Genomic DNA, 19462 nt, shown 5'->3' with positions numbered 1-19462 from the left:
TTTGCGCTGGTCGTTTTTTTATGAAGATAGGAGCACGGCTGTCTTGGTGGACCAGAGTTCGATACAAGGCCCGGCAAGGAGGACAGACAGGATCGTCCCCATCCCCACCGGTCCGCCGACCCCATAGGCAAGCAGCGCAGCCGTCACGGCAACAACCACTTGCGCACTGCCGAGCCTCATTTGGAACCGTTCACTGATCGAGACAAATAGATCATCCGCCGGCGCCCTTGGGAAGCCTGTTTGAATATAAAGCGATATCCCGAAAGTAGCAGCAAGGAGCCCTCCTGTAAAAATCAACACTTTCACCCAGAGAGCCAGCATACTGAAGTCCCACGCCCCCATCACGACGAGGAGCCAGAAATCCAGAATCACACTTTCCAGAAGAATCGGAATAAACGCAAAGATATCCGGGTTCGTCTTCTTCAGAACGGCGTTAACAAAAATAACCACCACCTGTGTGATCCCGAACCAAAACCCTGCTGACATGCCGAAGCGTTCACTGAACCCGACAAACAAAGCCGTCCAGAACCCAGCCCCGAGAGATGCTTTGACGACAAGCGCTGTGCCGAAATACACCGTAAAGATTCCCATGATATAATAAACCAATCTGTTCCATTTCATTGCTGCCACCCCTTTCTTTCATTCCCTGCTATTCCAGACACAGGAGGTTATCGACCATGCATTTGCAGCGGCTTCAATCATTCATTGAAATTGCCCGTTATCAGAGCTTTACAAAGGCAGCCCAGTCCCTGCTCATCTCCCAGCCAGCCTTAAGCAGGCAGATGAAGAAGCTGGAGGAAGAGCTCGGGTTTCCTTTATTCGTGACATCACGCTCAGGCATCGAACTGACTGTGAAATCGAGAGCACTCCACGAGGAACTGGCTCCTCTCTTCACCCAGATCAGTCATATCATCGAGCACTACCAGACGGATGGGCGCATCCGCTTCGGCTCTACCCCCTACATCAGTACGTATTACATGAATGACTATATGCCGTCATTAAATACCATTGATCTCTTCGTTACAGCAGTCAGGGAAAACAGCCGTGAGCTTCTACCGCTATTAAAAAACCATGTCATTGACGCTGCGATTGTCGAAGGTCCCGGGGAATGGGAAGAGCTGTACGCTTCGTTTCTATTCCGGGATCACTTTGTCGCTGCGGTTTCCAATGACTCTCCTCTTGCTGATCTGGAGACCGTATCCCTGGAGGAATGCTTGAAGGAGCATCAGATTCTGCCTGCTGAAAACCAGCGGTTCACAAGCCGCTTCCAGTCCCTTGCTGAAGAAATGGGAGGCTCTTACGAAAGCACGGCGGTGCATGAACATGCCCACTCCGGTTTTGTTTCCCAGGGCATGGGAATCGCTTATTTTCCTGAATGGATGGCAAAACATATGGAATACAGAGGCATTACTTTTCTCCCCATTGAAGGACGCCCCCTCTTCAGAGACATGTATCTTGCGGCAGCCTCCCCTTCTGCCTTTCAACGACTCAGGCATGTGTTTGGTACAGGTTCAGTATAAAACCAGTTCGAACCGTTCCGAAAATGCTCATTTAACATGGGGTTATAACTTTTAGACATAAAAAAAAGACGCCGGAAAACGGCGTCTTTGTTCGGGACTCAGACAAGACCAAGCTTTTTGATCAGCGGCTTCAATGTCAGCCCTTGGACAATCAATGAAAACAGCACGACTGAGAAGGTTAACAGCAGCACCTGGTCCCTCCCGGAAAAATCCATCGGCAGACTGAGCGCAAGGGCGACAGACAAACTTCCCCGCAGACCGCCCCAGTTGATCAGCAGACGCTCCTTGGCATTCAGTTCCTTGATCCAACCCGTACTGATATAAAGAGCGATCGTCCGGCCGATCAGTACAATCACGACAGCCCCTGCGATATAGGCCCAGTTTTCCGATAGATTGATGTTCCGGATTTCCAGACCGACCATAAGGAAGATCAACGCATTCGCAAGGAGTGTGATCGAATCCCAGAACGTGTTGATGTTCGTTTTTGTCTGCTTGGACATGCCGACTTTCGCCCCGTAATCTCCAAAAACAAACCCTGCTACAACGACAGCGATAACTCCGGATGTATGGAAATGCTCGGCAATGAAATAGCTTCCGAAAAACAAGAGGGCGCTGAAGGCCACCTCGAGCGGATAATCATCAAAGAAACGAATGATCTGCGAGAAGAAAAATCCAAGGGCAAGACCGACAAGCGCCCCCCCAATGGCGAATTTCAGGAACATGAAAACTCCGCTGCCAAGGCCAGACCATCCCATTTCAATGTAGGTAAGCAGATAAATGCTCGCGATTTTGAATAATACGACCGCAATCCCGTCATTGAATAGAGACTCGCCTTCCATAATCGTCGACATCTTCTGAGGTACTCCGAGCGACTTAAAAATGGACAGGACACTGATGGGATCCGTCGCACTCATGAGCGCAGCGAACGTGAAAGCAACAGCCAAAGGAAGGTCCAGGAAGAAATAGGACGCAGTCCCGATACAAATCGCTGAAATGAACGTTCCCATAAAGGCCAGTCCCATGACGGTTTTCTTTTCGGAAAACAAATGATGAAACGGCAGCTTCAACGTTGCATCACCCAGTAAAATCGGCAGAAACAAAGAGATGATCGTCGCTTGGAACACTTCCGATTGTGTGATGTACCGTTCTGCTTCCTCGATCACCGGAAGTTCCGTCAATCCCAGCACAAGACCGACAAGGACGAGCGCGATCGAATCCGGCTCCTTTAACAATTTGGCAATCGCGATAACGGTAATGGAAATCGCTAATAAAATTAAAATCTGGATGAAAACATCATGAAACCCATGCACAACAGGATGCCCCCTTATTAGAAAATGACATCTTTAGTCATTCCCCAAACCCGGATGGACTAAGCATTCATGTTACGGGCTAAGCGTAAGCACTCCGCCTTCCTGTTCATCCAGGCTTGTTACATGATAGTCGCCTTCAACCCAGTCCTCCAGCTGATCATGGTACCAGGCGCTTCGGAAATGCCCGGACTGCCCGGGACCAACGAGATGGTATCCTTTCTGTGACTCGGCCATATCGATGACAAAACGCCAGGAGGCGCCGTGATTGACGAGGCCGTTCTCATTAAAACCCGCGGCTCTGACGGTTACCCGGCTTCCACTGACAGGGGAAGGATCGCCTGGATTTAAGAAACGCTCCAGAAAACCAATACTGGATAACGGATGAGTAAATTCCACGGCGTGATACTCTCCCCATTTCCACGCAGAAGGATCTTCCCCATATTCCTCAGCCAATTCCCGAACCGTGGTTTCAAAAGCCGTCGTGATCACCTTTGAACTTCCTCCGGCTTTCTCCATCCATAAAGAATTTCCACCGTCCCTGTCCATTCTCAACAGCTCATCTGTCGTTTGAGCTGAACCTCGAAAAAGACTTTGAATGGACTTGGGAATGGATGATTCATACAATTCGTTTTCGATGCCGGCCATCCAGAGATGGAATAGAAGCGGCTGTGGGAGATTCCGATCATCTTCAAAATTCCATTCTTCCAACAGGGTGACCGCCTGCTTTTCCAAGTTTCCTTCAGCTTCCGTATGTTCCAACAGATAAGGCAGAAATTCTTCAGCCTGCAGGTTTTTGACATCCATCTGCATGTCCTGCATATCAGCCAAAGTTACCGCTTCATGATTTTCAAGCATCTCAGCAATTCTGTTATACCGGTAAGGCTGAGCCCAGTTATGACTGATGTGATAAGGATAATCATCGGAAACGACTTTGTTGTTGGCTGTAGCCACAAACCCTTCCTCAGGATTGATGACCGTAGGCAGCTCATCAAAAGGGATATAGCCCTGCCACTCATCCTCTGCTTCCCATCCTCTTAATGGCAGCAGGGCATCATCCGGATTGTCATAAATCGGAATACGGCCGTTCGCTTTATAGGCGATCGTACCGTCCTTCCCGGCAAAAACAAAATTCTGTGCAGGAGCTAAAAATTTTTCCAGGCCTTTCTCAAACGATTCCCAGTCATCCGCCTGGTTGATTTCCAGTATCGCATCAAGCTCTGTCGTTGCATCCAGTGCTGTCCACCGGAGCGACAGGACCGTATCCCCCTCTGCTCCTTCACTGAACTCGCTGATCACAGGACCATGTCTTGTCTCCAGTACATCCATCTGAACATCGCTTCCATCTTTCACCTCAATGGTTTCTTCGATCACATCCGCCTGCTCCCACCGGCCTTCATATAAAAATTCCTCCGGATTATCCGGATTTCTTTTTTCCATGTACAACTGCTGCACATCCGGGCCGACGTTCGTCACCCCCCAGGCTGCCGATTTGTTGTGGCCGAGGATGATTCCCGGGATACCGGCAAAAATGACACCGGAAACCTGGTAATCATCAGCCATTAAATCCATCTGATACCAAATGGACGGGGTGGCCATTCCGAGATGAGGATCATCAGCCAGCATCGGCGAACCGGAAGCCGTCCGGCTGCCACTGACCACCCAGTTGTTACTGCCGTTGAATTCGTGTGGAATAACCGCATGAGCCAGACTTTCTTCCACGTCCAGCCCTTCCGCATCCGCTAGAACGGTTGGAGCTCCTTCCGGATAAGCGGGAAACAATTCATAGGCTTCCTCTTCAGAAAAATTATCCAGAATATAATAGTTGAACGCCTGGCGTTCCCAGTGCCCGCCCAGGTCAAAAGCCATATATTTTCCAATTGTTAATGAATCAAGCGGTGTCCAGGGCTCGGGATCAATGGCCATCATGGCAAATTCGGGTGGGAGCGGCTCTGTTTCCATATAAGCGTTCACTCCGTCTGCGAAAGCCTGCAACAGTTCCATCGTTTCCTCTGGATATACAGCCAGCGATTTCTCCGCCGCCCGTCTAAGTCCCAATGTCCGGAAATACCGGTCCTGTTCAATGGCTGCTTCGCCAACCACTTCACTCAACCGGCCGGACGCCTGCCTGCGGGCCAGCTCCATCTGGAACATCCGGTCCTGCGCCTGAACATAGCCCTGGGCCATGAATAAATCATCCAGGCTTTCCGCTTCAATATGAGGCACACCATTTTCGTCACGGAGCACCTCAACCTGTCCGTTTAACCCCTGCAGCGAAACGTCACCTTCTGTTTCAGGAAGGCTCCTCAAAGTGTAAGCGTTTACAAAAATAACGACAGCAATCATTAAAAAAATCGTAATTCCAAGCGTCCAAAATACAGGCCTTTTCCATTTTTTCCGGTGTTTTTGTTTTTCTGTATGAAACTTTCCCGCTGTTTCCACTCCCCCAGCCCCTTTCGTCATTACCATCATTATAACCTGCCAGCTGGAAAGTGGATAGGTTCGGCTGGAAAAGTTACAAATGGGTGTGGTTAACTTCTGCAAAAATCGGGTACAGACCATAATGTGTTTGATTGTGGAGGTGAAGAAATAATGGAAAAAGTAAGAATTAGTAATACATCAATGGAAGCCAGCCGCATCGGCCTCGGCACATGGGCCATCGGCGGCTGGATGTGGGGCGGCACAGATGAAAAGGAATCCATCCAAACGATTCATGCCGCTCTCGATCAAGGCATTAACTTAATTGATACAGCCCCTGTATATGGGTTTGGTAAATCAGAGGAAATTGTCGGAGAAGCCGTCCGCCAGTATGGACGCCGCGAAGATCTTCTTTTAGCGACGAAGGTAGCCATGGACTGGAAAGACGAGGAAACGGTCTTCCGTAATGCAAGCAAAGAGCGGATCCACCAGGAAGTGGAAGATTCCCTCCGACGCCTGCAGACGGATTACATCGATATCTATCAGGTGCACTGGCCGGACCCGGTCACACCGATCCATGAGACCGCTGAAGCGCTGGCCTACCTGCATAAGCAGGGAAAAATCCGTGCCATCGGAGTGAGTAATTTCACGCCGGAGCAGATGGATATATTCCGTGAAGCTGCACCGCTTCACACGCTCCAGCCCCCTTACAATTTATTTGAACGTGATATTGAATCCAAAACACTGCCATACGTGCAGGATCATGAGATCACAACGATCTCCTACGGTTCCCTCTGCCGCGGACTCCTTTCCGGAAAAATGTCCACCGATCGGGAATTTGAAGGCGATGATTTGAGAAACAATGATCCGAAATTCAACCAGCCGCGGTTCAAGCAGTATTTAAACGCTGTACAGGAACTGGAACAGCTTGCTGAGAAACGGTTCGGAAAATCGGTCCTTCAGCTTGCGGTGCGCTGGGTGCTTGATCAGCCCGGCTCCGGTATTGCTCTAATGGGCGGACGTCGTCCGGACCAGCTCAATCCTGTCAAAGGTATCAGTGATTTCCAGATCGACGAGCAGACGATGCATGATATTGATGAGATTTTATTGAAGCATGTCAACGACCCGGTCGGTCCTGAATTCATGGCTCCACCGGACCGCCAGGAACTAGGTCTAAAATAAACCTTTAAAGTCGGATGCTTACACAGGTCTGTAAATTTCAGAAATACGATCATTCAAATCGTAGGAACGTGACCATATGTCCAGATGGTCACGTTCCGCTTATCGGTGGATGCTTGCCGCGGGCACGGCCTCAGCTAACTCGGGCAGGCGTCACCACCGAACGCTCCTCGTGACCTTACCAAATGATGAGCGGGAAAAGAGGCGGCCTTCTAAATAATAGAAGGCCGCCTTTTTTTTATAGAAAATCTAAGAAATCTTCTGCGGAAAAAGTCTATCGTACACACAACCTCGACAGTTTTTCAAAACCGTCATTATACAGGCCTATCTTCTTGCAAAATATGAAGATTACAGAACCGCTGGAACGACTTAAATCCCTTAGTTCGTGCTGCCAAGACACCTTGGACGCCCGTACACACAAGGTGATGAGACGGAATTTCCTTAGCTATGGTCCCTTATGAGAGCTCACTTTGCTCTTTCAAACAAAACCTAAGCATTGAAGAAAGAAAAGTTTAGAAACCTTTTTTGTTGTGAATCGTAATAGAAGCGTAGTGTAAATGAGGAGGATGGAACAATGGAAATTCTAATATGGGTATTCATCATTGCAAGTTTCGTGGCGAGTTTTGCCAGTGTCATATTCCCGATCATTCCAGGACCATTGGTTTTATGGATTGGATTTCTGATCTATTTCTTTTTTGTAGATGGGAACGAACTGTCGGTCTTTTTCTGGATCGGTGCGGTTGTGCTTACGATTCTACTTATCATATCCGATATCATCGCCAATAGTTATTTTGTGAAACGGTATGGGGGAAGCAAATGGGGCGAGCGGGCAGCGGCCATCGGCGTCATTATCGGCTCGTTTATTATCCCGCCATTTGGAATCTTAGTCGTCCCTTTTGTTCTTGTCATCATTGTAGAACTTGTTCAAAAGAGGGAAAGCCAGGATGCCTTCAAGGCCGCTATCGGCTCTTTATTCGGCTTCCTTAGTGGTACCGCGGCTAAAATTGTCATCACACTAATCATGGTCATTTGGTTCTTCATCGATATTTAAAAACACGCCCGGGATGCAGCCTGCATCCCGGGCGTAGTTTTATTTAACTGCACGTACGTTTTTCTGGTTCCGAAGCCGGCTTTCCGGAAGCCGTTTATGATGGGTGGCGATTACATAGACGGCCGCGGTCATAATCATGGCGGCTAATATAGAGCCAAGATTGAAGATCCCTTTTTCAGCCGTCCAGACGATGGCCAGTCCAACCAATCCGCCAATCATAGACGGAAATTCAGTTCCGAGAAGGTTTGCAACGATGGTATACGGAATGGTCATGGCAAAAGCAGCAAATAATGCAAACTTCCAGACACGGATGCCTTCAACAGTTTATTCATATCATAACCGGCAACATTTTTTACGACCTTCCACCTGTACGGATGATCCGTCCATCAGGATAGACCACACGCAGTCCGATGACGAGATCACGCCCGGATCCGTAGGCTAACCGCTTCGTGCCTCCGGATTCAACAGCCACGTGCAGCCCTTCCTTATGGGCCTGTGTCAGCAGTTCCCTGATTCCTTCCTCCGTTACGGGTTCATGAAGCAGGCTTCCTCTATTTCCATAGATATCCTTAAGCTTCACATGTTCCTGAGTGTCCATCAGGCTCCTCCCTTCTGGTTTCCCACCAGGCCCTGCCGGAAAGAGAACAGGAGCCGGAATTCCGGCTCCCTTTTCTTAATGGCTGGCATATTGTTTCTGTTTCGCTTCGCGGCGTCGTCTATGAAGAATCGGCTCGGTATAGCCGTTCGGCTGTTCTTTTCCTTTGAACACAAGATCACAGGCCGCCTGGAAGGCCACGCTTTGCTCATAGTTATGGGACATCGCTTTGTACTCAGGGTCATCCGCATTCTGTTCGTCCACGACCTTCGCCATCCGCTTCAATGTTTCCATGACCTGATCTTCCTGGACGATACCATGGTGGAGCCAGTTCGCCATATGCTGGCTGGAAATCCGAAGCGTCGCCCGGTCTTCCATCAATTCAACGTCGTCGATGTTCGGTACTTTCGAACATCCGACGCCATGCTCGACCCACCGGACGACATAGCCGAGAATTCCCTGGGCATTGTTATCCAGTTCATGCTGGATATCCGCTTCCCTCCAGTCTCTGTCCTTTGATACAGGAACCTTCAGAATGTCCTGCTGAAGAACGGCAGGGTCCCCGGAAATTTCTTTTTGTACATCGGCTGTATCTACTTCATGATAGTGAAGGGCATGAAGAGTTGCAGCTGTCGGGGAAGGCACCCATGCGGTGTTCGCTCCCGCCTTCAACTGGCCGTCCTTCACAGCCATCATCTCTGCCATTCGATCCGGCATCGCCCACATTCCTTTTCCAATCTGCGCGCGGCCTCGGAATCCGGCATGGACGCCGACAAGGACATTCGATTTTTCATAGCCCTGCAGCCACGGCGAATCTTTCATATCATTTTTGCGGATGACAGGCCCCGCTTCCATAGATGTGTGGATTTCATCGCCGGTCCGGTCAAGAAATCCGGTATTAATAAATGCGATGCGCTCCTTCACTTCATTGATACAGGCCTTCAAATTCAAGGTTGTGCGCCGTTCTTCATCCATGACGCCGATTTTCAATGTGTTTTTTTCATAGCCAAGCAGCTGCTCTGTCCGGTTGAACAACTCGTTGGCGAACGCCACTTCCTTGGAGCCATGCATCTTCGGTTTTACAATATACACAGACCCTTTGGCGGAGTTTTGATACGGCCCATTTTTCAACAAATCATGTTTCGCCAGCAGTCCGGTGACAACGGTATCGAGGATTCCTTCCGGCACTTCCTCCCCGTTCTGATCAAGAACCGCATCGGTCGTCATGAGATGCCCGACATTCCTTGCAAACATAAGAGAGCGCCCGGATAGAATCAGGGAACTTCCGTCCGGCGTCGTATACGTCCGGTCCGGGTTCAGCTCTCTCTTGATCTCACGGTCTCCCTTTTGAAAAGTGACAGAAAGACCGCCTTTTAACAGACCGAGGTAATTTTGATAGACTTCGACCTTATCGTCCGCATCAACGGCCGTCACGGAGTCTTCAAAATCCATAATCGTCGTCACTGCTGATTCCACAAGCACATCTTTCACACCAGCCTTGTCCGTCTGACCGATCGGATGATTACGGTTGATTTGAATCTCGACATGGAGACCATTGTTGACAAGCAGCACACCCGCCGGTGCATCTGGTCCTCCAGTGAATCCAGCCAGCTGCTCCGGATATTTCAGCTCCGTCGGTTCTGCTGACGTTTTCACTTGCAAACGGCCGTCAAATATCCTGTAACCTTCGACATCTTCATGTGAGCCTTCAGCAAGTGGGAATGTCCGATCAAGAAACGATTTTGCATAGGTGATGACTTTTTCGCCGCGTATGGGATTGTAGTCCCCTTTAGGTTCGGCTCCATCTGCTTCACTGATCACATCCGTCCCATATAACGCATCATACAAGCTTCCCCACCGGGAATTGGCAGCATTGATGGCATATCGGGCATTGTTTACAGGCACCACAAGCTGAGGACCTGCCTGACGGGAGATTTCATCGTCAATATTTTCTGTGGAAATGGAATAGTCCCCGACTTCCGGCTCGATGTAATCCAGTTCCTTTAAAAACGACGTATAGGCCTCTTTGTTGGATAGATCATGGTTGAGATGCCAATCATCGATTTTTTCCTGCATCTCATCACGGATTTGCAGCAGCTGCTTATTTTTTGGAGTGAGGTCGTCCAGGATGGCTTCAAGACCGGACCAGAAGTCATCACTGGAGATGCCGCTTTCCGGCACCGCCTGTTTATTAATAAATTCATACAGCACAGGAGCGACCTGAATGTTTCCCACTTTCACATAGTCCTGCATTCTTTATTCCTCCTTCATAAATGGAAAGAACATCCGACAGAAAACGCTTCCAATAATTGTCGGAAATTTCTATCTATTGGTTACTTTCTATCATATAATAGATGTGAGCATATCTAAAATACATATTTGGAATCACTATTATTCCATTTAGTTATACCAGGACATTTGAATGACCTGATTTTTACAGGGAGGAATGGATATGGATATTCGTCATTTGCAATACTTTGCAGAAGTCGCTAAACAAATGAGCTTCACAAAAGCCGCTTCTACCCTGCATGTGTCCCAGCCTTCGTTAAGTAAAACGGTCAAGCAGCTGGAAACAGAGCTTGGTGTGCCGCTGTTTTACAGATCCAAGGTCCTGCAGCTGACCGATGCCGGAGAAGCTGTACTCGCCCATGCCATTCAAGTACTGGATGCCCTTCACAATTTGACGGCGGAGCTGGATGATATTACGAACGTGAAAAAAGGGAAGATTCGTATCGGCATTCCACCGATCACAGGGGCAGCTTTTTTCTCAAAAATCATCCGTTATTACCGTGACAAATATCCCGAAGTGGACATTCTCTTAAGTGAAGTCGGATCGAAGATGATCAAGCAGGGCGTTGAAGACGGTTCACTGGATTTTGGACTCGTATGCAACCTGCCTGTGGAATCGTCGCAATTTCATACGTTAAAGGTTGTGGACGATCCTTTGATGCTTCTTGTCCATAAAGATACAGCTACGGCTGCTAAGGAAACCGTCCATCTAGGTGAACTCCAGGATGAACCTTTCATTCTATACCGGGAGGATTTTACTCTTCACGACCGCATCATTGAAGAGTGCCGGGCAGCCGGCTTTCACCCGAATATCGTCTGCCACAGCTCCCACCGTGACTTTATGATGGAGATGGTGGAGGCAAAAGTCGGCGCCGCCCTGCTTCCAAGTCAGATTGCACGGGAAGCGGCTGACAAAAATATCGCTGTTCTTCCTCTGTCGCATCCCAACCTCCGCCTGGAGCTCGGGCTGGTATGGAAGAAGAATAAGTACCTCGCCTTTTCAGCGCGGGAGTTCATTTCAATGTCGCGGGATTATGTAAAAGAAACGGCCCGTCTTTCATAAGAAAAGCCGTGACCGTCCCTGTCAGCTTCCAAGGGTGGTTTTTTATGAACGGAAGCCTCCATCGGAATGGATGATCTGCCCCGTCACCCACCCGGCATCTTCTCCGACTAGAAAACAGATCAGGCGGGCCGCGTCCTCAGGTTCACCGATCCGTCCCATTGGAAATCTTGGCTTCAGTTCATCTTTAAGCGTCCCGGTCATCCACCCCGTGTTCGTCGGGCCCGGGTCGACAGCATTCACAGTAATATTCAGCGGCGCCAGTTCAACCGCTGCAGATTTCGTGAAGGCAGAGACAGCCCCTTTCGTCGATACATAGGCAAGGTTTCCCGGTTCCGGCGATTGATCCTGTCCGGAAACCATATGAACCACCCTTCCTCCGTGTCTGCCTTCGATTCTCCTTGCAAAAGCCGTCGTTAATAAAAGGGTGCCTCTGACATTCACCTCGTAATGGGCATCAAGGATAGCTGCATTCATAGATTTAAAGTCTGCGTCAATGGAATAGGCCGCATTGTTTATAAGAATGGAAGGACTCCCGAGGCGTTCTTCCACCTCATCGATCAATTTTTCCGGGGCTTCTTTTTCCGATAAATCCAGCTCCAGTGACGCACAGCGGACCCCGGATTGTTGAATCTGCGCTTCCAGTTTATCCGGCCATCCTTCATCTTTATCTCTGTCATAAAAAGACATCGACCGGTCATAAGCCGACCAATAAGTGAAGAAAATATCCACTCCAGCAGACGCCAGTGCGTGACATACCGCTGTACCGATGCCTTTTTCCCTCCCCACTCCTGTAACAATGGCAATGGTTTGATTCAACATAGTTCATCCTCTCCTCCCGATGACGAATCTGAACAAAGAAGCCTGAACCACATGTTGGTTCAGGCTTCTATTTGCTGATTACTTCTGTCCCATCCCTTTTAAAAAGGACATCAGCATTGTCAGGCTCCGGTTGATTTCCGGATCTTTCAATACTTTGGCAAAATCAAGCATGTTCATCTTTTTCGTCGTTCCTTCATCCTCCATACGCTCCAGACCATTATTCAGGCGGCTGCTCAAGCTGCGGATGCCACTGACGTTCAAGTCGCCAAGCAGGAAAACAAGCTCAGGAAGATTGTTCAACAGTGGTGTATACTGTTCCTTGTCAATTTCCCTGACAACATTGGCGAGGGTTTCATCCTTCGCCTTCACAAAAGCCGAAAGCGTTTCGAGCGTTCCTTCTTTTTGAAGGGCGCTGAGCAGTTCGATGCCTTCCAGGATCGCATCCTTGTTGTCTGCGACCGCTTCTTTGACCTCCTGGACATTTTCTTCAATGACTTCTTCCCGCGATTTTTCCAACCGTTTGATATCGGTAATCGCCCGTGCCATTAATGAGCCCCCCTGCCTGGGAATGTGTAATCTTCCCGCTGCCATTTTTTCTGGACCTTCACACTAATCTGCGGCACCGGGTTTCCATTCCGGTGGTTATTTTTCGGAATCGGCGACTTCCCTTTCTTCTTCAGCACTTTCATTTTCACAGCAATTTCCTTATACGCCGGTGTATCGGTATCTTTATCGACACGGTTATCAGTCAGATAGTTGATGGCTGATTTACCATTGCTGTTCAACGGCAGGAAGATCTCTTTTCCACGGACACGGTCAGTAACCGTCACCTGTCCGGTCGCTTCTCCTGATTCAGAAATCAGCTTCACTTCCGCTCCTTCTTCAATGCCCCGCTCTTTGGCGAGTTCCTCGGAAACTTCTATGAAGGCATTCGGTGTTTTCCTCTGGATGCCCGATGTTCGGTAAGTCATGTTGCCTTCGTGGAAATGCTCCAGCAGCCGGCCGTTGTTCACATGAAGGTCATACTCTTCATTGGTGTCGTACATCAGCTCATACGTCAGTGGATAAAGCTTCGCCTTTTTATCCTCAAACGGGAACCCTTCCGTAAAGAGAAGCGGTTCATCTGTTCCGTCTTCGGCTACAGGCCACTGCAGGGAATTGTACCCTTCCAGACGGTCATACGTAACACCTGCAAATAACGGTGCCAGTCCGGCCGCTTCTGCCATAATTTCAGATGGATGCTCATAGCCCCAGTCCACACCAAAATGTTTGGCCATCAGCTGGATGATTTCCCAGTCCGGCTTTGTGCCTTCCAGCGGGTCAAAGCTCTTATAAAGACGCTGGATACGTCGTTCCGTATTCGTAAACGTGCCGTCCTTTTCAAGACTTGGGGAGGCCGGCAGCACAACGTCGGCATATTCAGCGGTCTTGGTCAGGAACAAGTCCTGTACGATAAACAGATCGAGCTTTTCAAAGGCGGCTGTTACATAATTGATATTGGCATCGACAATTCCTGTGTCCTCACCCATGACATACATCATGGAAAGCTCCCCGTCATGAATGGCTTCAATCATCTCGTGGTTATCCATGCCGGTTTCTTTCGGAAGCTCTGTTCCCCAGGCTTTTTCATAACGGGCCCGGACTTCCTCATCCTCTGTCGATTCATAGCCGGGGAAGAAGTTCGGCATACTTCCGAAGTCACTGCATCCCTGTACGTTGTTGTGGCCGCGCAGTGGATAAGCGCCTGTACCCGGCTTCCCGTAGTTTCCGGTAATAAGCAGCAGATTACTGATCGCTGTACTTGTATCACTGCCAAGCATATGCTGCGTCACGCCCATCGCCCAGCAGATCGCTACCGTTTCCGATGTGGCCACTTCTTCCGCCACCTGCTTCAGTTCCTCCTGAGGGATACCGGTTAGGTCAGATGCATATTCCATCGTAAACGGCTCCAGGCTTTCCCGGTATTCATCAAAGCCGTTGACCCAGTCGTCCAGGAAGTTTTTATCTTCCCAGCCTTGATCAAGAATGTATTTCGTAACAGCGGAAAGCCAGACAAGATCGGTTCCTGATTTCGGCTGATAAAAACGATCCGCACGCTTCGCCATTTCATGCTTTCTCAAATCAAAGACGAACAGCTTATGTCCCAACAGTTTCTGGGAACGTTTGATGCGCGAAGCAAGAACTGGGTGGGACTCCGCTGTATTGGAGCCGATGGTAATGACAAGTTTACTGTCTCCGAGATCATCAATGGATCCGGAATCGCCGCCATACCCCACCGTACGGAACAACCCTTTCGTTGCCGGTGCCTGGCAGTAACGGGAACAGTTATCCACGTTGTTCGTTCCGATCACCTGACGGGCCAGCTTCTGCATCAGGTAGGATTCCTCGTTGGTCGCTTTGGAGGATGCGATGAAGGCCAGGTGATCCGGTCCTTTTTCAGCAAGGATCTTCTTCATACGATCGACCACATACTGCATCGCCTCGTCCCATTCCACCTCTTCAAAATGATCACCGCGGCGGACGAGAGGTTTCTGAAGACGGTCTTCACTGTTTACATAGTCCCAGCCGAATTTCCCTTTAATACATGTGGATATGCCGTTGGCCGGTGACTGGGCACTCGGTTCCACCTTCAGAATCTGGCGGTCCTTCGTCCATACATCAAAGGAACATCCGACACCACAGTAGGTACACACGGTTTTTTCCTTCTTGATCGTTTCCTCACGCATCGCTGCTTCAGAATCAGATACAGCGAACAATGGACCATAACCGGTTTCCACCTTCTTCGTTAAGTTGATCATCGATTTCAGGATTCCAGGCTCGGTGTCCGTCAAAAATCCGGCCTCTCCCTCCATGCCGACTTCCATCATGGCGTTACACGGACAGACGGTGGAGCACTGCCCACAGTTGACACAGGAAGACTGATCAATCGGAACATCATTATCCCAGATGACGCGCGGCTCCTGACGCTCCCAGTCTATCGTCAGCGTCTCATTTACCTGAACGTCCTGACAAACTTCCACACAGCGGCCGCACAGGATACACTGGTCAGGGTCGTAACGGTAAAACGTGCCGGAGTAGTCCTTTTCATAGCTTGTTGGCTGAAATGGACGTTCCTGGTGCTCAATGCCGAATTCTGCCATTGTATTGTGGATTTCACACGATCCATTGTTATAATCACAGACCGTGCAGTACAGTTCATGTTTTTCCAGAACACGGTCAAGTGCTTCCTTCTGTGCTTTATGTACATGTGGAAGCTGCGTCTGCACTTTCATCCCCGCCCTGACTTTGGTCCCGCACGCCCGGACAAGCTCTCCGTCGACCTGAACGATACAGGAATCGCAGGTCTGGATCGGTCCAAGGGATTCGTTGTAACAAATCTGAGGGACCTGCTCATTGACTTTATTCATTAATTGGATGAGTGTCTGGTCCGGATGATCAGCAAGGTATTCTGTGCCGTTTATTTTTACGACGGTATGTTCATTCAATCATAACTCCTCCTCTACTTTCTTCCTTTACACGGCCGGGATGGGTGTACACGTTCATCCGGTTTCCTCTGACAAACCCGGCGGCTGTAATATTCAGATCATCAGCCAGCTGCAGCGCCAGATCTGTGGGGGCCGATTTTGACAAAAGCAGTCCGAAACGCATTTTGGATACTTTCAAAAGAACCTCCGAAGAAATCCGGCCACTGAAAATCACGATCTTTTCTTTTGGACTTACCTGCTTTCGCAGCATCCACCCATATAATTTATCAAGAGCATTATGACGGCCGATATCTGTATACGCCTTCAAAATGCCCGAAACACCAGCAATGGCAGCCTGGTGGACGCCTCCAGTCTGTTTGAACATGCCCGCTTCCTGATGAAAGGATTCCATCAGCTGATAACACTTTTCTGGAGAAAACGACGTCGTATCCACGGCCGTCTTGGCGGTAGCCGCATCACTTTGAAAGTAAAAGGCGCGGCTTTTTCCGCAGCAGCTTCCAAGCCAGCGTTTCTGCCCTTCTTTTACAAACGGAACGCTGCGGGATGTTTCCACATAGGCAAAGCCGCGCTCCTCGTCGATCGTCAGGCTCGTCAATTCCCTATACGAAAGAATGACACCTTCCGAAGCAAGAAAACCAATGACAAGGTCTTCCATATTCATCGGTGTGCAGACCATCGTAGCGAATTCCTCTCCATTGACAACGATGGTCAACGGGTATTCGACAGCTACGATGTCTTCTTCCTCCTGCCCGTACTGTTCGTTGTAGCGTTGAATGTTCCACATACGGGTTTCCAAAATTATCCCCCCTCGAACGTTACCAATCCTTTCCCTTTCTTTCGACAAAACAAACACCTGACAGCATTTGGATGTCAGGTGTTGATCAGGGGCTTATATAAATAGGAAACTATCGTACGCCTACTCCTCCAGAAGAGGAAGCTTCAACGTGAAAATTGTGCCGTTCTCCGATGATTCAGTCAGCTCAAGACGTCCTCCGTGCGCCTCGGCAAGCATACGACTGAGAGGAAGACCGAGTCCGAGGCCTCTCTGTTTCAGCTTTTTGTCTTTCCCTCGGTAGAAACGTTCGAAAATGAGCGTCTGCTCGTCATCCGGAATGCCTGTTCCGGTATCGGAAATTTTCATGATCAGATCGGATTCGTCCCGGCTGACATCTATAGTGACTTTTCCTTCCTCGACCGCTTGATCGGCATTTTGAACAAGATTGAATAAGATCTGCTTCAGCCGGTGATCATCAACAGAAAGAGGGACAGCCTCCGCTGGGAACCGCACGTCCAAGGGTATGTGATCCGGATCTGACTGCCACTGTTTTTGGAACTGGGTCAGAATAGGACGAAGCGGCTGATGCTTTTTGTACATCGGCAGGGCTCCTGCGGCGTACGTATTAAAGCTCAATAGATCCTGAATCATGACTTGGAGGCGTTCCACCTCCTGCAGAGATAAATCAAGATATTCTTTGGCTTCCTCCCCTTCGACAATCTCATCCTTGACCGCCTGGATCAGACCGCTCATCGAAGTGACAGGGGTTTTCAAGTCGTGAGTCACCCCCGCCAGGAGTTCAGTGCGCATCTCTTCCAACTGCTTCAGCTTGGCGGCCATATCCGTAAAGGAATCCATCAATTCGGCCAGTTCTTTTTCCTTCGGCGGCGAAGACATTTGGATATCATAGCTGCCTTCACTGACCATCCGGGCTGCACGGGCTGTCTCTTTCAACGGCTTCGACAGCTGTCTTGTCAAATAATAGATGACCCCCCAGCCGAGCAGACCGACACCACCGAGCAGCAGAGCCAGCAGTCCGTATTCCTGATTCAGGCGGCTGAGCGTTTCCTTATCATTGACTAAAACGACATACCCAAGCGTTTCTTCTCCGCTGACAATCGGCTCGCTGATGACGTACGCCCGCTGATTCTGATCCAGCGAAATTACAGACTCGGTCGTCTGATACAACGATTCATCGACATAATCGCCGGCATTCCTGATCTGGCCTCCGCGCTGATTCGAAACGAGGATTTCTCCTTGATCGGTGACTATCAGTGCGGCCGGAGATTCATCCACATCCAATTCTCCTGCGCGGTTTCTTAAAATCTCCTCAAACAACGGCCCCGAAAGAATCCGGCCATTTGTCGTCACAATTCTATCAGCGATTTCCTGTCCGACAATGTGCATGAGATTCAACCGGTGATCAACGGTCGTCTTCTTGATCCACCAGACGGACCCTGCGGCTATGAGAATCAGTCCGATGAGAAGCGTAGCTAAGTATCTTCTGGACCAATAATGGAAAATCGTTTTACGCTTCTCAGGTTTGTACACTCCACTGATACCCCAATCCCCGCAGTGTTTTGATGTCATACGGCTCTTCCTTTGAATCTCCCAGCGCCTTACGGATACGCTTGATCGACAAATCCACCGCGCGGTCACTCCCCTCATATTCGTAGCCCCATACCTGGTCAAGCAGCTGTTCCCGTGTGAAGGTCTGGTTCGGATGACGGGTAAGAAAAATAAACAGCTTGCCATCCTTTGGAGACAGTTCAATTTCCTCTCCATTTTTATGGACGGTATGAGCAGCCGGGTCGACGACCAGTGATCCTATGCGGAGAAGCTGGTCCTCCACTCTTGCCGCAGGGCGGCTCAGGACCGCTTTCACTCTTGCCACCACTTCTTCACCGATGAATGGTTTAGCTATGTAATCGTCTGCCCCTGTTTCAAACCCTTTCAGTTTATGATCGATTTCGCCGAGCGCCGTCAGCATGATGACGGGGCAGGCACTTTTTTCACGGATTTCCGTCAGCACCGTCCATCCATCCTTGTCCGGAAGCATCACATCAAGCAGAACGAGATCCGGGCGCTGTGCAGTGAATTTTTCCATGGCTTCATTCCCCGTCCACGCCTGTTCAGTGATCATGTCATTTTTGGATAAATAGGCTTGGAGAACACGGGAAATGGTCGGTTCGTCTTCTACAATCAATACTTTGTTCATCGTTTCAGCTCTCCTTTGCTTCCATTATAAAGGGTAACCAGGGCCGGTGAGAAAAAATCATAAAAAAAGAAGGCTTTGTGGGAAAAGCCTTCTTTACTCGTAAGAGGAGATTATACAGCGGAATCCGTAGGTTCTGCTTCTTCACTATCCTCTGTATCCGGGGCCTGACCGCGAGGTTTTATGTCCAAGCCAAGTTCCTCGAGCTGGGCCTGTGCTTCCTCCTGTGTCAGTTCACCGCTTTTGACCTGCTCACGGATCTCCTTCACCTGGGTGCGCTCTTCCTCAGTCAGGTCTGCGCCCATGCGATGACCTTTTCCACCGCGATGACGGGGCTGCTCAATCCCGAGCTCCTCCAGTTCTGCTTTCGCTTCTTCCTTCGTCCATTCGCCTGCTTCCACTTTGGACCTGATCTCTTCCAGTTTCTCTTTGGTTTCTTCATCTACGTCCTCAAAATGGTGGCCGCCTGTTTGGAAGAAAAAGCGTTTCTGCTCCTGCAGCTTTTCAAGAATTTCATCTTCGCTCAGCTCCCCGTTTTTAAACTGCTGGAGCAGGCTGCGGATTTCCGTTTCCCCGCTTTCCACCGATTCCTGCGCGGCTTCTGAACCCGTATCTGTTTCTGCATCTGTCGCCGCATAAGAGATACCCGGGATGGCAATCGCCAATGCAAGAGCCCCTGTCAGCGCTTTTTTCGATAGTAGGTTTTTCATGTCTTTACGTCCTCCTGTAGACTTCATGTATTTGGT

General features: G+C 49.5%; 15 protein-coding genes and 2 pseudogenes. 4 read left to right on the top strand and 13 right to left on the bottom strand.

Annotated features, from left to right (window positions below):
• Nucleotides 1-18: 18 nt before the first annotated feature.
• Entirely contained in the window at nucleotides 19-621 is a 603-nt protein-coding gene (locus ACXAGL_RS15715; protein WP_474991754.1) for a YczE/YyaS/YitT family protein, read from the bottom strand.
• Between the two features lie 56 nt (nucleotides 622-677).
• On the opposite strand from ACXAGL_RS15715, the gene ACXAGL_RS15710 reads away from it, so the two are divergent.
• Nucleotides 678-1520, top strand: a complete 843-nt coding sequence (locus tag ACXAGL_RS15710; RefSeq protein WP_474991752.1) for a LysR family transcriptional regulator — start codon at nucleotides 678-680, stop codon at nucleotides 1518-1520.
• Between the two features lie 98 nt (nucleotides 1521-1618).
• Here ACXAGL_RS15710 and ACXAGL_RS15705 read toward each other — a convergent pair whose 3' ends face one another.
• A complete protein-coding gene (locus tag ACXAGL_RS15705) occupies nucleotides 1619-2830 on the bottom strand; it encodes a cation:proton antiporter (protein WP_474991750.1) in 1212 nt (403 codons plus the stop codon).
• Nucleotides 2831-2902: 72 nt separating this feature from the next.
• A complete protein-coding gene (locus tag ACXAGL_RS15700) occupies nucleotides 2903-5296 on the bottom strand; it encodes a penicillin acylase family protein (protein ID WP_474991748.1) in 2394 nt (797 codons plus the stop codon).
• A 123-nt stretch (nucleotides 5297-5419) separates the two neighbouring features.
• Here ACXAGL_RS15700 and ACXAGL_RS15695 point away from each other — a divergent pair, with 123 nt between their 5' ends.
• Together ACXAGL_RS15695 and ACXAGL_RS15690 are read left to right on the top strand one after the other, a co-directional pair.
• Entirely contained in the window at nucleotides 5420-6427 is a 1008-nt protein-coding gene (locus ACXAGL_RS15695) for an aldo/keto reductase (protein ID WP_474968279.1), read from the top strand.
• A 571-nt stretch (nucleotides 6428-6998) separates the two neighbouring features.
• Nucleotides 6999-7475, top strand: a complete 477-nt coding sequence (locus tag ACXAGL_RS15690; RefSeq protein ID WP_474968278.1) for a DUF456 domain-containing protein — start codon at nucleotides 6999-7001, stop codon at nucleotides 7473-7475.
• 168 nt (nucleotides 7476-7643) lie between these two features.
• On the opposite strand, the pseudogene ACXAGL_RS15685 reads toward ACXAGL_RS15690, so the two are convergent.
• The 3 genes and pseudogenes from ACXAGL_RS15685 to ACXAGL_RS15675 all read right to left on the bottom strand — a co-directional run.
• Nucleotides 7644-7793: pseudogene (locus ACXAGL_RS15685) on the bottom strand (L-lactate permease); the annotation flags it as partial.
• 2 nt (nucleotides 7794-7795) lie between these two features.
• A pseudogene (locus tag ACXAGL_RS15680) lies at nucleotides 7796-7929 on the bottom strand (FAD-binding oxidoreductase); the annotation flags it as partial.
• Nucleotides 7930-8148: 219 nt separating this feature from the next.
• On the bottom strand, nucleotides 8149-10323 hold the full coding sequence (locus tag ACXAGL_RS15675) for a malate synthase G (RefSeq protein ID WP_474991746.1): 2175 nt from the start codon (nucleotides 10321-10323) through the stop codon (nucleotides 8149-8151).
• A gap of 199 nt (nucleotides 10324-10522) precedes the next feature.
• On the opposite strand from ACXAGL_RS15675, the gene ACXAGL_RS15670 reads away from it, so the two are divergent.
• A complete protein-coding gene (locus ACXAGL_RS15670) occupies nucleotides 10523-11422 on the top strand; it encodes a LysR family transcriptional regulator (RefSeq protein WP_474991745.1) in 900 nt (299 codons plus the stop codon).
• A gap of 42 nt (nucleotides 11423-11464) precedes the next feature.
• Here the strand turns inward: ACXAGL_RS15670 and ACXAGL_RS15665 are convergent, their stop codons facing one another.
• The 7 genes from ACXAGL_RS15665 to ACXAGL_RS15635 all read right to left on the bottom strand — a co-directional run bounded on the left by ACXAGL_RS15665 (nucleotide 11465) and on the right by ACXAGL_RS15635 (nucleotide 19426).
• Nucleotides 11465-12241 (bottom strand): SDR family oxidoreductase, encoded by a 777-nt coding sequence (locus ACXAGL_RS15665; protein ID WP_474991743.1) that lies wholly within the window; start codon nucleotides 12239-12241, stop codon nucleotides 11465-11467.
• Nucleotides 12242-12319: 78 nt separating this feature from the next.
• The gene (locus ACXAGL_RS15660) at nucleotides 12320-12787 is read right to left on the bottom strand and encodes a helical membrane plugin domain-containing protein (protein WP_160835348.1); all 468 of its coding nucleotides are present in this window, start codon (nucleotides 12785-12787) and stop codon (nucleotides 12320-12322) included.
• A complete protein-coding gene (gene fdhF / locus ACXAGL_RS15655; RefSeq protein WP_474991741.1) occupies nucleotides 12787-15726 on the bottom strand; it encodes a formate dehydrogenase subunit alpha in 2940 nt (979 codons plus the stop codon). Before fdhF ends, ACXAGL_RS15660 begins: the two co-directional genes overlap by 1 nt.
• On the bottom strand, nucleotides 15719-16522 hold the full coding sequence (fdhD, locus tag ACXAGL_RS15650; RefSeq protein WP_474991739.1) for a formate dehydrogenase accessory sulfurtransferase FdhD: 804 nt from the start codon (nucleotides 16520-16522) through the stop codon (nucleotides 15719-15721). Before fdhD ends, fdhF begins: the two co-directional genes overlap by 8 nt.
• A gap of 120 nt (nucleotides 16523-16642) precedes the next feature.
• Nucleotides 16643-18091, bottom strand: a complete 1449-nt coding sequence (locus ACXAGL_RS15645) for a HAMP domain-containing sensor histidine kinase (RefSeq protein ID WP_474971583.1) — start codon at nucleotides 18089-18091, stop codon at nucleotides 16643-16645.
• Nucleotides 18039-18719 carry a response regulator transcription factor gene (locus ACXAGL_RS15640; protein ID WP_474991737.1) on the bottom strand — a complete coding sequence of 227 codons (681 nt, stop codon included), beginning with the start codon at nucleotides 18717-18719 and terminating at the stop codon, nucleotides 18039-18041. Before ACXAGL_RS15640 ends, ACXAGL_RS15645 begins: the two co-directional genes overlap by 53 nt.
• 110 nt (nucleotides 18720-18829) lie before the next feature.
• Nucleotides 18830-19426 carry a hypothetical protein gene (locus ACXAGL_RS15635; RefSeq protein WP_474991735.1) on the bottom strand — a complete coding sequence of 199 codons (597 nt, stop codon included), beginning with the start codon at nucleotides 19424-19426 and terminating at the stop codon, nucleotides 18830-18832.
• Nucleotides 19427-19462: the final 36 nt, after the last annotated feature.

The sequence above is a fragment of the Halobacillus sp. ABA4_118 genome, assembly GCF_056160205.1.
Note: the sequence above shows the minus strand (reverse complement) of the source record. Positions and strands in the feature narration are given on the sequence as shown.

What these genes read in the sequence shown, in the direction of transcription:
- ACXAGL_RS15715 (WP_474991754.1), bottom strand. Translation starts at nt 621, where the DNA reads ATGAAATGGAACAGATTGGTTTATTATATCATGGGAATCTTTACGGTG.
- ACXAGL_RS15710 (WP_474991752.1), top strand. Translation starts at nt 678, where the DNA reads ATGCATTTGCAGCGGCTTCAATCATTCATTGAAATTGCCCGTTATCAG.
- ACXAGL_RS15700 (WP_474991748.1), bottom strand. Translation starts at nt 5,296, where the DNA reads ATGGTAATGACGAAAGGGGCTGGGGGAGTGGAAACAGCGGGAAAGTTT.
- ACXAGL_RS15695 (WP_474968279.1), top strand. Translation starts at nt 5,420, where the DNA reads ATGGAAAAAGTAAGAATTAGTAATACATCAATGGAAGCCAGCCGCATC.
- ACXAGL_RS15690 (WP_474968278.1), top strand. Translation starts at nt 6,999, where the DNA reads ATGGAAATTCTAATATGGGTATTCATCATTGCAAGTTTCGTGGCGAGT.
- ACXAGL_RS15675 (WP_474991746.1), bottom strand. Translation starts at nt 10,323, where the DNA reads ATGCAGGACTATGTGAAAGTGGGAAACATTCAGGTCGCTCCTGTGCTG.
- ACXAGL_RS15670 (WP_474991745.1), top strand. Translation starts at nt 10,523, where the DNA reads ATGGATATTCGTCATTTGCAATACTTTGCAGAAGTCGCTAAACAAATG.
- ACXAGL_RS15665 (WP_474991743.1), bottom strand. Translation starts at nt 12,241, where the DNA reads ATGTTGAATCAAACCATTGCCATTGTTACAGGAGTGGGGAGGGAAAAA.
- ACXAGL_RS15660 (WP_160835348.1), bottom strand. Translation starts at nt 12,787, where the DNA reads ATGGCACGGGCGATTACCGATATCAAACGGTTGGAAAAATCGCGGGAA.
- ACXAGL_RS15645 (WP_474971583.1), bottom strand. Translation starts at nt 18,091, where the DNA reads ATGACATCAAAACACTGCGGGGATTGGGGTATCAGTGGAGTGTACAAA.
- ACXAGL_RS15640 (WP_474991737.1), bottom strand. Translation starts at nt 18,719, where the DNA reads ATGAACAAAGTATTGATTGTAGAAGACGAACCGACCATTTCCCGTGTT.
- ACXAGL_RS15635 (WP_474991735.1), bottom strand. Translation starts at nt 19,426, where the DNA reads ATGAAAAACCTACTATCGAAAAAAGCGCTGACAGGGGCTCTTGCATTG.